The following is a 9,968-nucleotide window of genomic DNA, read 5'->3' on the forward strand; positions in this document are numbered from 1 at the left end:
TCGAGCCCCGCTACGGCCAACCGTACCCGAGCCGGGGACGGGTATTTCCTGCCCAGGGTCAGTCCAGGTCGATGTGTTCGCTGCCCCCGGTGCCCTCGTCACGCGGGTCCGAGGGGTCCTCGGCCGCCTTCTTCCCGGTGCCGGGGGTGCTTCCGGTGCCGCCGGAGGCGCCCTCGGTGCCCCGGGTCCAGCGGCCTTCCTGGCCCTCCACGGCGGAGCGGTAGGCGGCCAGGAGCTCGTTCCCCGCGGCGGCGAGGTGGTCGAAGAGTTCCGGGTTGCGGTCGATGACGGGTTCGACCGCGGACCTGGCCTGCCGGATCACCTGCTGGACGGTCCCCTGGGCGGCCATGCCCAGCAGGGGCGACTGCAGGGAGGAGACCTTGTCGGCCACGGCGTCGATCAGCTTGCGCAGCTCCTCGGCGGCGGAACCGGGCTGCTGTCCGTACTCCGCCCGCCGACGGGCCTTCTCGGCTTCGAGGTCCTCGGCGCAGGCCTCCGCCCACGCGTCGTCGTCGGCGGGACGATCGGTGGCTTCACTCATGGCGGACTCCTGCGACGCGGTTGCCTGCGTGGCCGTGCGAGCCACGTACTACCGACGTTACCCGAACGGTGGTACGCCGTTCATGGTGTCCGGGGCCAGAGCGCGGGGTCAGGTGTGAACCGGACACGCAGGACTCCGTCGGTCAGCGCGGCTCCGGAGACGGTGCAGCGGCGCAGCGCGGACTCCAGGCGCACGATCCGGTGGAACGGCCCTGCGGTGAGGAGCAGTTCGTCACCGCGCCGGATCAGCCCGAGGCCCTCCTTGACCGCGCCGGGCAGGGGCAGGCACCAGGCGATGACACCGTCGCCGGCGTCCTCGGTCCACCAGGGGCCTCCGGCGTGTCCCGGTTCCCGGCCGTCCGGTGCCAGGACCTCGGCGAGCAGCGCCAGGTCGTCGAGGGTGCGCGGCTCGCGCCCGAGGTGGTCGGTCTCGTGCACGGGTGTCGAGGGCGCCCACTCCTGGTGCCAGTGGTCCAGGCACTTCTCCTGGGCGGCGGCGAGATCCGCGAACCAGGGGTCGGCGGAGTGGCGCGGCAGGACCCGGGAGGCGACGACGGCGTCGACGCGCAGTCCGTGCAGGGCGAGTCCCGTACGGGCGGCGCCCAGCGCCTCCCCGGCGGCCTGCCCGGGTTCCGCCACGAGCCGCACGGTGGTCGCGTCGTCCTCGATCAGCGCCTGGACGGCCGCCAGTTCGGCGTCCTTGCGGGCGGCGGCCTCGTAGAGCCACTGCGCGGGCATGGGGACGCCCGCGAGCTGGGCGAGCACCGGGCGCAGGGCGCGGGCGGCCTGGCGTTCGCGGGGCAGGAGACGGCGCAGGTAGCGGCGCAGCTGCCCGGGCAGCGCGAGCAGGGCCACGGCCTCGGTGAGCGGGGGGAGGTCGACGACGAGGACCTCGTAGCCGTCCTCGGACCAGTCACCCTCGGCCGCCCGGCGCAGGGTGTGCAGGACGGCGAGCTGCGCACTGCCCGGCAGCTCGGTGAGTTCCTCGCCGTCGAGCCGGTTGGCGCCGAGCAGGTCGAGCACCCCGGACGCCCGGTCCTGGAGCGCGAGGAGCTCCTCGCGGAAGTGCGCGGCGGAGTCGATGCGGGCGCAGTGGAGCCGCTCGGTGACCTCGGTGGGGACGGCACCCGCGGCGAAGGCGGGCACGGCGTCGGCGGAGACCAGGAGGGTGCGCCGGCCGCTGCGGGCCGCTGCGAGCGCGGTCGCCGCGGCGACGGTCGTACGGCCTCCGCCGCCGGGGCCGGTGACGAGGACCGTACGCACCTGATCAGGCCTTCGGGACGGACTCGACGCGCTTCTTCAGCCCGGCGAGGGCGCGGTCGATGATGACCTTCTCGGCCTTGCGCTTGATCATGCCGAGGAGGGGGATCTTGACGTCGACGGCGAGCCGGTAGGTGACCTCGGTGCGGTCGCCGTCGCCCAGCGGCGCCAGCGCGTAGCTCCCGTCGAGGGCGCGCAGCATCTGGGACTTGACGAGGGTCCAGCCGACCTCGTAGGGGCTGTTCCAGGTGTAGGCGAGGACATGGTCGTCCTTGATCGCGCCGGCGTCCAGGACGAGGCGCACCTGCTCGGCGCGTCCCTGGTCGTCGGTGGCCAGGATCTCGGCCTCCTTCACCTCGCCCGTCCATTCCGGATAGCGCGCGAAGTCTGCGATCACTCCCATGACGTCGGCCGGTGCCGCCTCGATCGTGATGCTCGAGCTGGTGTGTTCAGCCATCGCCGTGGCCCTCCAGTGCGGTGTACCGGTCGCGTTCGGCAGAGGCCTGCCGTGTGCAGGCTATCGCGTGGCCGCGGCCCTCCCGTCCGCGCCCCGGCCCCGCGGGCGCCCGGCCGTGTCGCTCACCACTCCATGGCCCAGGGGCGGCCGGTCGAGGCGAAGTGCCCGACGTTGACGCACTCGGTGACGCCGATCCGCATCCGGCGGACCAGCGGCTGGTGGACGTGGCCGAAGATCGCGTAGCGGGGCCGGGTGCGGTGGATCGCGTCGAGGAGCGCGCGGCTGCCGCGTTCGAAGCGCCGGGCCACGGTGTCGTACGTCAGCTCCGGGACCTCCGGCGGGATGTGGGAGCAGAGGACGTCCACGGGACCGAGGGCCTCGACCTTGGCGGCGTACTCCTCGTCGCTGATCTCGTACGGGGTGTTCATGGGGGTCCTGAGCCCGCCCCCGACGAACCCGAAGACCCGGCCGCCGATCTCGATCCGCTCGCCGTCCAGCACCGTGGTACCGGATCGGGCGTACTCGGGCCAGAGCGTGGGCACGTCGACATTGCCGTAGGTGGCGTACGTCGGGGTGGGCATCACCGCGAACATCTCGGCGTACTGCTTGCGTACGGCGGACAGGATCGCCGCGTTGCGGTCCCGGCCCGCCCACAGCTCGCGGCCGAAGGCGCGGGCCTCGTCGAAGCGGCGCGCGGTGCGCAGCTCGACGATCCGGTCGGCGTTGGCGACGCCGAACAGGTCGGGGAAGATGCCGCGCGAGTGGTCGGCGTAGTCGAGGAAGAGGACGAGGTCCCCGAGGCAGATCAGGGCGTCCGCGCCGTCCCCTGCCCGCGCCAGCGCCTCGGTGTTGCCGTGCACGTCGCTGACCACGTGCACGCGTGTCCGTCGAGTGGGGGTTCCGTGCTGATCGTGCGGTGTGCCGGCTCGCATGGAGATCACCCTAGGTCTCCGCTCGCCACTCTGGGTAGAGGCCGTCGGACCTGCGATTACTTCCGGATCGGGACACGGGTGGACTAATGTGCGCCGAAGGACCACCGATATGTGTGATGCATAAGACATCTGGCCGGAAACCCCTTTCCGGAACCGAGTACCGGTGGGTAACGTCCGGCCAGTCCAGTCGTGCTCACCCCACTGAGCATCTGCCAGTCTTGGACCGATCCGGTGCGTCGCACAGAGCCGTGGAACCGGAGCCCGATGAGGAGCAGCAGTCTTGCGCGAGTTCAGCCTTCCGGCCCTGTACGAGGTCCCTACGGACGGCAACCTGACGGATCTCATCCGCCGCAACGCCGCTCAGCATCCCGACGTCGCGGTGATGAGCCGGAAGGTGGCCGGCGTCTGGACGGACGTCACGGCGACCCGGTTCCTCACTGAGGTCAAGGACACCGCCCGGGGCCTGATCGCCTCCGGGATCCAGCCCGGCGACCGGGTGGCCCTCATGTCGCGGACCCGCTTCGAGTGGGTCCTGCTCGACTTCGCCATCTGGAGCGCGGGCGCCGTCACCGTCCCCGTGTACGAGACCAGCTCGCCCGAGCAGGTCCAGTGGATACTCGGCGACTCGGGCGCGGTCGCGGTGGTCGTGGAGAGCGACACCCACGCGGACTCCGTCGCCGCGGTGCGTGACCGGCTCCCCGCCCTGCAGCACGTCTGGCAGATCGACCGGGGCGCCGTCGGTGAGCTCGCCGCGGCGGGTGCCGGAGTCTCCGAAGAGACCCTGGACCTGCGCATGGTGAGCGCCAAGGCCGACGACCCGGCGACGATCGTCTACACCTCGGGCACCACCGGCCGCCCCAAGGGCTGTGTCCTGACGCACCGCAGCTTCTTCGCGGAGTGCGGCAACATCGTGGAGCGGCTCAAGCCCCTCTTCCGGACCGGTGAGTGCTCCGTCCTGCTCTTCCTCCCCGCCGCGCACGTCTTCGGCCGGCTGGTCGAGGTCGCCTCGGTGATGGCCCCGATCAAGCTCGGCTGTGTGCCGGACATCAAGAACCTCACCGACGAGCTGGCCTCCTTCCGGCCGACGCTCATCCTCGGTGTGCCGCGCGTGTTCGAGAAGGTCTACAACTCGGCGCGCGCCAAGGCCCAGGCCGACGGCAAGGGCAAGATCTTCGACCGGGCCGCCGACACGGCGATCGCGTACAGCCGCGCCCTGGGCACCCCGGAGGGGCCCTCGGTGGGCCTGAAGGTCAAGCACAAGGTCTTCGACAAGCTGGTGTTCAGCAAGCTGCGTGCCGTGCTCGGCGGCCGCGGGGAGTACGCCATCTCGGGCGGCGCACCGCTGGGTGAGCGGCTCGGCCACTTCTTCCGCGGCATCGGCTTCACGGTCCTGGAGGGCTACGGCCTCACGGAGACCTGCGCCGCCACGGCCTTCAACCCCTGGGACCGCCAGAAGATCGGCACGGTCGGCCAGCCGCTGCCGGGTTCCGTCGTGCGGATCGCCGACGACGGCGAGGTGCTGCTGCACGGCGAGCACCTGTTCACCGGGTACTGGAATAACGAGACGGCGACGGCGGAGGCGCTGGCCGACGGCTGGTTCCACACGGGTGACATCGGCACGCTCGACGAGGACGGCTATCTCGCGATCACGGGCCGCAAGAAGGAGATCATCGTGACGGCGGGCGGCAAGAACGTCGCGCCGGCCGTGATCGAGGACCGGATCCGCGCGCACGCGCTGGTCGCCGAGTGCATGGTGGTCGGCGACGGACGGCCGTTCGTCGGCGCGCTGCTCACCCTCGACGAGGAGTTCCTCTCGCGCTGGGCCGAGGAGAACGGCAAGCCGGCCGGGTCGACCGCGGTGTCGCTGCGTGAGGACCCCGAGCTGCTGGCCGAGGTGCAGCGGGCGGTGGACGACGGGAACGCGGCGGTCTCCAAGGCCGAGTCCGTGCGCAAGTTCCGCATCCTGGCGGCGCAGTTCACCGAGGAGGCGGGCCACATCACCCCCTCGCTGAAGCTGAAGCGCAACGTCGTGGCGAAGGACTTCGCCGACGAGGTCGAGTCGATCTACCGCGGCTGATACGGACGCTTCACAGCGAGGAGGGGGCCCGCACCGTGCCGCGTGACCGGTGCGGGCCCCTCCTCGTGTCCGCGATCCCTACGCGCTCAGAGCAGCGCCTCGAGCTTTCCGGCGAGCAGGTCCCAGCGCCACTTCTCCTCGACCCATTCCCTGCCCCGCTCCCCCATGCGACGGCGCAGCTCCGGATCGCCGAGCAGGGTGACGATCCGGTCGGCGGACTCCTCGGCGGAGCCTCCCCGGACCACCCACCCGGTCTCGCCGTCGAGCACGGCGTCCGGGGCGCCCCCCGAGTCGCCCGCCACGACCGGCAGCCCGGTCGCGGACGCCTCCAGGTAGACGATGCCGAGGCCTTCGACGTCGAGCCCGCCGCGCCGGGTGCGGCAGGGCATGGCGAAGACGTCGCCCGCCCCGTAGTGCGCGGGGAGCTCCTCCCAGGGCACCGGTCCGGTGAAACGCACGGAGTCCTGGACGCCCGTCTCGGCGGCCAGCTTCCTCAGCTGCCCGGCGTACGGTCCGCCGCCGACGACCAGCAGGACGGCGTCCGGCACCCGCGCCAGGATCGCGGGCATGGCCAGGATCAGGGTGTCCTGGCCCTTGCGCGGGACGAGCCGTGACACGCAGACGACGACGGGCCGGTCGGTGAGGCCGAGCCGGGCCCTGATCCGGTCGCCCCCGGAGTCCGGGCGGAAGGTCTCCTCGTCGACCCCGGGGGGCAGTTGGACCATGCGGCCCGCGGCCTGCGGGGTGAGCGCGGCAGCGATCCTGGACCGGGTGTACTCGCCGAGGTAGGTGATCGTGTCGGTGCCCTCGCCGATGCGGCGCAGCAGTTGCCGGGACGCGGGGAGCTGGGCCCAGCCCGCCTCGTGGCCGTGCGTGGTGGCCACGATCCGCCGGGCGCCCGCCCTGCGCAGCGCCGGCGCCATCAGCCCGAGGGGTGCGGCCGCGCCGAACCACACGGACGAGCAGCCGTGTTCGCGCAGCAGCCCGGTCGCCCGGCGGGTGACGCGCGGGGTGGGCAGCAGCATCGTCGTACGGTCGCGTACGACGGTGAAGGGCTGCTCGGCGTCGAAGGCGGCGGTGGCCTCGGCGCCCTCCGTCCCGCGCTTCCAGGTGGAGGCGTAGACGACGAGCCGCTCGGGGTCCATGCGCAGCGCCATGTTGTGCAGGAAGGCCTGGATGCCGCCGGGGCGGGGCGGGAAGTCGTTCGTCACGATCAGCGTCTTGTCCATCGCCGCCGACAGTACCGGGCGGCCCGACGGCCCTGCCTGACGGCTCCCGCACAGCCGGGACCTGCATCATGGCGGGCATGACAGGTACGAGTGGCCGGGGAGGCCGGGCTCTGTCCCTCTCCGTGTGGGCTCTCACCCGGGCGGTGCTGCTGCTCTGCGTCTTCAAGGTGTTCACGGTGCCGGGCCCGGACGTCACGAGCGATGTCTCGGCGATCTACCGGGGCTGGTACGAGGTGTTCCGGGCCGGTTCGTATCCGCTGGACGACGTCACCTGGCAGTATCCGCCGGCCGCCGCGCTCGCCGTGCTCTCCCCCGGTCTGCTGCCCTTCCTGGAGTACGCCTCCGCCTTCTTCGTCCTGGTCCTGCTCTGCGACGCCCTGGTGTTCGGACTGCTGCTGTACGCGGGAGGCCGGCCGGGCGCCCGTGACGCGGGTGCGTGGCTGTGGGTGGCGGGTGTGCCGCTGCTCGGACCGACCGTCTACGCCCGCTACGACCTGATGGTGACGGCCGTAGCGGTGGCCGCGCTGCTGGCGGGCGTGCGGCACCCCAGGGTGCTGGGGGCGCTGGCCGCCTTCGGCACGCTGCTGAAGGTGTGGCCGGTGCTGCTGCTGGTGGGCACCGCCCGGGGCAGGGCCACCCGCCGGTCCTGGTCGGCCGCGGCGGTGACCGCGGCCGTGCTGGCCCTGGTGTCGGCGGTGGCGCTGCCCGGCGCGTTCGCCTTCCTGACGTTCCAGCGGGACCGGGGGCTGGAGATCGAGTCGCTGGGGGCGCTGGCCTTCCACGTGGCCAGGCAGTTCGGCTGGGAGGGCCGGGTGGAGCTCCGCTACGGCTCGATGGAGTTCGCCGGACCTCATGTGGCGCTGGTCAGCACGCTGGCCCTGGCGCTGAGCGTGCCGGCCTTCGGCTGGCTGCTGGTGTGGCGGCTGAGGGCCCGGACGTTCGCCGTGCACACCCCGGCGGACGCGGCGTTCACCGCGGTGCTGCTCTTCACCGTGACCAGCCGGGTCGTCAGCCCCCAGTACATGGTGTGGCCGCTCGGCGTCGGGGCGGTCTGCCTGGTGTTCCGGGGCAGCCGGATGGCGCCGCCCGCGTGTCTGGTGCTGGTGGCCACCGCCGTGACGCTGCTGGAGTTCCCGCTCGGCTTCGCGCACGTGGTGGCCAGTGACGCCGGGGGCGTGGCGCTCATGGCCGTACGCAACGGTCTGCTGGCCGTGGCGACGGTGAGCGCGGGGCGGCGGCTGTGGCGGGAGACCGTACCCGGCGCACGCAAGGGGCGCGGCACGGAGAGGATCAGGCCAGCCGGTCGCGCAGATACTCCCGCCAGCGCGCCGTGAAGTCCTGGGGCGTGGTGCCGAGCACCGTGTGCATGGCCTGCTCCACGGCCCCGTCGCGCTCCGAACGGCTCCCCACGGCCTCGTAGAAGGCGATCAGCTTCTCCTCGCCCCACTCCTGCGCGATCAGCTCGCAGGCCAGCCAGCCGCCCTCGTAGGCCCGTGCGAGCTTCGCGGCGTCCCCGCCGAAGCCGAAGTCCTCGTCGGTGGGCAGCCCCGCGGGAAGGTCACCGCGCCGGACCGCCTCGGCGAGTTCGGGGGCGATCTCCGGGGCGGTCCGGCTCTCCTGGCGGTAGGCGGTCCGGTCCGCGAAGCCTTCGGAGAGCCAGACCGGGGTAGCGGCGGAGGTGTGCGCGCGGGTCGCCACGTGGGTGGTCTCGTGGGTGAGGACGACGCGCTGCCCGAAGTCGCCGAGCATGCCGTACGCCCCCGGATTGACGATGACGCGGTCCGCGGGCGCCGTGGCGCTGCCGCCGACCTCGCCGGTGGTGACGGCGGCTATGCCCCGGTAGCTGGCCACGGGTGAGTCCAGGAGCCCCGCCATGTCCTCCACGGACTCGGGGACGAGCACCACGACCCGCTCGGCCCAGGGCTCCGGCCAGGCGCCGGTGACGGCCGGGACGGCCCGGTCGGCGGTGGCCGCGATGCGGCGCAGCTCCTCCGTCCTGCGTCCGACCCCGAGGACCAGGCTGTGCGTGCCGCGTACGACCTCGACGTCGCCCTGCTGCCAGAGCTGGCCCGGTGCGCCGTCCGCGGCCCGGTCGGCGGCTATGTACCAGGTGCGGTCCTCTCCCCGCCGGACCAGCTCCACCGTGCGGGAGGAGGACATGGGCGCCGTGTCGTAGCCCTGGATGCGGTAGCGCAGCTCGACCTCGGCGGTGACCCGGTCCGCCCCCTCACCGGTCACCTCCTTCACCTCGTACGCCCATGACTCCAGCGGTACGTCGGCGAGGTTGTGCAGCTCGGTGCGCTGGGCCGCCCGGAAGGAGGCGGCCCGGGGGTCGAGCGCGGCCAGGTACGCGGCGGTGTCGTGTTCCATGACCGCCGCCGCCCGGCGGTCGAGGGTGGCGGCGACCTCCCGGGCGGTGGTCCCGGTGGCCGAGTCCCCGGGACCGGCGCACGCGGGCGCGAGCAGCAGGGCGGCGACCACGGCGCCCGCCGTGCTCCGCCTGCGGGTGCGCTCCCGCCGCGCGTCCTGCGTCCGAACAGCCATCCTGCCGATCGTACGGTCAGACGCGGGTGACCGAGGAGACGGGCATCATGCCGACGGGGTCGTAGCGGACGGGCGCGCCCGGGTAGGGGGCGTGGATGACCTGGCCGTTTCCGGCGTACATGCCGATGTGGCTGGCGTCCGCGCGGTAGGCGACCAGGTCGCCGGGGCGCGCCTGGGACAGCGGCACCATGCGGCCCGCGTACCGCTGGGCCTGCGAGGTCCTGGGCAGACCGACGCCGGCCTGCGCGTAGGCCCACTGCATCAGTCCGGAGCAGTCGAACCCGGCGGGCCCGTTGGCACCCCACACGTACGGGCGGCCCAGGGCCCCCCGGGCCGCCATGAGCGCCGCCAGGGCGCGTGCCGAGCCGGCCTCCGCCCCGGACCCGGGGTACGCCTCGTACGGGCGTCCGGAGCGTGAGGTGCGGGTGAGCGACCGGCGGTCGGCGGCGGGCAGCGCGTGGAGCAGCTGCCGGGCCCGGGCCAGTTTGCCCTCCACGGCGCGCTTGTGGCGCGCCACGGAGGCCCGGTCGCGTTCCATGGCGACCAGGGCGCCGGCGGCCTCCGCGCGGCTCTGGGCGATCTTGCGCTGGGCCCGGTGGAGCTTGTCCAGCGTGACGGCGCGCCGCTCGCCCGCACGGTCCAGGGCGGCAGCCCGGTCCAGGTAGGTGTCCGGGTCCGAGGAGAGCAGCAGGGCGACCGAGGGGTCGATGCCGCCCGAGCGGTACTGGGCGCCCGCCATCGAGCCGAGGGACGTCCGCATCCGGTTGATGTCCTCCTGCGTGCGGGCCGCCGAGTCCTGGGCCCGGTCGATGCGGCCGCGCAGCCGGCCGAGGCTCTCCCGGGCCGCGTTGTACCGCTCGGTCGCACGCTCGGCCTCCGCGTACAGCCGGTCCACGGGCGAGAAGACGCCGTACCGGCTGAAGCTGCGC

Annotated in this window: 9 protein-coding genes; 2 read left to right on the forward strand and 7 right to left on the reverse strand. The window is 73.2% G+C overall.

The features are described 5' to 3' along the window. Positions 1–58 precede the first annotated feature (58 nt). The 4 genes from B9S57_RS00585 to B9S57_RS00600 all read right to left on the reverse strand — a co-directional run bounded on the left by B9S57_RS00585 (position 59) and on the right by B9S57_RS00600 (position 3,189). Positions 59–541, reverse strand: coding sequence for a DUF5304 domain-containing protein (locus B9S57_RS00585; RefSeq protein ID WP_103513549.1), 483 nt, complete (start codon positions 539–541; stop codon positions 59–61). A gap of 80 nt (positions 542–621) precedes the next feature. Beyond that, the gene (locus tag B9S57_RS00590; RefSeq protein WP_103513550.1) at positions 622–1,803 is read right to left on the reverse strand and encodes an ArsA family ATPase; all 1,182 of its coding nucleotides are present in this window, start codon (positions 1,801–1,803) and stop codon (positions 622–624) included. Positions 1,804–1,807: 4 nt separating this feature from the next. Continuing rightward, a complete protein-coding gene (locus B9S57_RS00595) occupies positions 1,808–2,257 on the reverse strand; it encodes an SRPBCC family protein (protein WP_073747652.1) in 450 nt (149 codons plus the stop codon). Between the two features lie 122 nt (positions 2,258–2,379). Next, on the reverse strand, positions 2,380–3,189 hold the full coding sequence (locus B9S57_RS00600) for a metallophosphoesterase (protein WP_181011186.1): 810 nt from the start codon (positions 3,187–3,189) through the stop codon (positions 2,380–2,382). Positions 3,190–3,469: 280 nt separating this feature from the next. On the opposite strand from B9S57_RS00600, the gene B9S57_RS00605 reads away from it, so the two are divergent. After that, a complete protein-coding gene (locus B9S57_RS00605) occupies positions 3,470–5,266 on the forward strand; it encodes a long-chain fatty acid--CoA ligase (RefSeq protein ID WP_103513551.1) in 1,797 nt (598 codons plus the stop codon). Between the two features lie 86 nt (positions 5,267–5,352). On the opposite strand, the gene B9S57_RS00610 is transcribed toward B9S57_RS00605, so the two are convergent. Beyond that, positions 5,353–6,495: a glycosyltransferase family 4 protein gene (locus B9S57_RS00610; protein ID WP_103513552.1), complete on the reverse strand. Its 1,143-nt coding sequence runs from the start codon at positions 6,493–6,495 to the stop codon at positions 5,353–5,355. A 77-nt stretch (positions 6,496–6,572) separates the two neighbouring features. On the opposite strand from B9S57_RS00610, the gene B9S57_RS00615 reads away from it, so the two are divergent. Then, positions 6,573–7,829: a glycosyltransferase family 87 protein gene (locus tag B9S57_RS00615; protein ID WP_103513559.1), complete on the forward strand. Its 1,257-nt coding sequence runs from the start codon at positions 6,573–6,575 to the stop codon at positions 7,827–7,829. On the opposite strand, the gene B9S57_RS00620 is transcribed toward B9S57_RS00615, so the two are convergent. Further along, positions 7,786–9,039 carry a hypothetical protein gene (locus B9S57_RS00620; protein WP_181011187.1) on the reverse strand — a complete coding sequence of 418 codons (1,254 nt, stop codon included), beginning with the start codon at positions 9,037–9,039 and terminating at the stop codon, positions 7,786–7,788. The genes B9S57_RS00615 and B9S57_RS00620 overlap by 44 nt on opposite strands. 16 nt (positions 9,040–9,055) lie before the next feature. Further along, a partial coding sequence (locus tag B9S57_RS00625; protein WP_103513560.1) for a C40 family peptidase occupies positions 9,056–9,968 on the reverse strand: 913 nt, incomplete at its 5' end.

Source organism: Streptomyces sp. SM10 (assembly GCF_002910915.1).
Classification (GTDB): domain Bacteria; phylum Actinomycetota; class Actinomycetes; order Streptomycetales; family Streptomycetaceae; genus Streptomyces.

Excerpts from the sequence above, each read along its gene's own strand:
- B9S57_RS00585 (WP_103513549.1), bottom strand. The coding sequence starts at position 541 with ATGAGTGAAGCCACCGATCGTCCCGCCGACGACGACGCGTGGGCGGAG.
- B9S57_RS00595 (WP_073747652.1), bottom strand. The coding sequence starts at position 2,257 with ATGGCTGAACACACCAGCTCGAGCATCACGATCGAGGCGGCACCGGCC.
- B9S57_RS00600 (WP_181011186.1), bottom strand. The coding sequence starts at position 3,189 with ATGCGAGCCGGCACACCGCACGATCAGCACGGAACCCCCACTCGACGG.
- B9S57_RS00610 (WP_103513552.1), bottom strand. The coding sequence starts at position 6,495 with ATGGACAAGACGCTGATCGTGACGAACGACTTCCCGCCCCGCCCCGGC.
- B9S57_RS00615 (WP_103513559.1), top strand. The coding sequence starts at position 6,573 with ATGACAGGTACGAGTGGCCGGGGAGGCCGGGCTCTGTCCCTCTCCGTG.
- B9S57_RS00620 (WP_181011187.1), bottom strand. The coding sequence starts at position 9,039 with ATGGCTGTTCGGACGCAGGACGCGCGGCGGGAGCGCACCCGCAGGCGG.